This window comes from Neoroseomonas soli, assembly GCF_018129065.1.
Classification (GTDB): domain Bacteria; phylum Pseudomonadota; class Alphaproteobacteria; order Acetobacterales; family Acetobacteraceae; genus Neoroseomonas; species Neoroseomonas soli.
Map to the genome: position 1 here is coordinate 1 of NZ_JAAEDM010000209.1, position 672 is coordinate 672.

At 74.9% G+C, this 672-nt stretch carries 1 protein-coding gene; it reads left to right on the top strand.

The window, feature by feature from the left end; translation table 11 throughout:
• On the top strand, window positions 1-477 hold a 477-nt coding region (locus tag GXW76_RS25500; RefSeq protein WP_211864937.1), incomplete at its 5' end, for a bactofilin family protein.
• Between the last annotated feature and the right edge of the window lie 195 nt (window positions 478-672).

Consider the following 672-nt stretch of genomic DNA (forward strand, 5'->3'; position numbering starts at 1 on the left):
GCCGTGGCCCGCGTGCCGTCGCCGCCGTCCACCGCCGCCGCCGCGCAGACGCGCGCCCCGGCACGTGCCGAGGTCTCCGACCGCCGCACCCTGGTGGTCGGCAAGGGCATCAGCCTTCAGGGGACGGTGACCGAGGCCGAGCGCCTGATCATCGAAGGCACCATGGAAAGCCAGCTCCTGCAGGCGCAGGAACTGGTGATCAGCCATTCCGGCGTCTTCAAGGGCGAGGTCCAGGTCGAGGACGCCGAGATCGCCGGCGTCTTCGACGGCACGCTCACGGCCAATGGCAGCCTGACCATCCGCGCCACCGGCCGGGTGATCGGCACCGCCCGGTCGCGCCGGCTCTCGGTCGAGGATGGCGGCCAGCTCTCCGGCAAGATGGAGATGATCACCGAGGCGCCGTCGGCGACCACGGCGCCGCGCCTCGCACCGTCCGCCACCCCGGCGCCGCGCAGCGCCGAGCCCGCCGACGCCTGAAAGGGCGATCCCTGACCCGGCGGCGGCCTCCCCGCGAGGCCGCCGTGGAGCATTCCCGCGCCTGATGGCCCCACCGCGCGCCACCCTCCTTCTGCCGCTGCTGGTCCTTGGCTGCGCCGCGGACAGCGGGGAGGAGGCGGCCGCGCTGATGCAGCAGGCGTTGCTCTCGACCCGCGCGAGCCTCGCGGCGGCCGG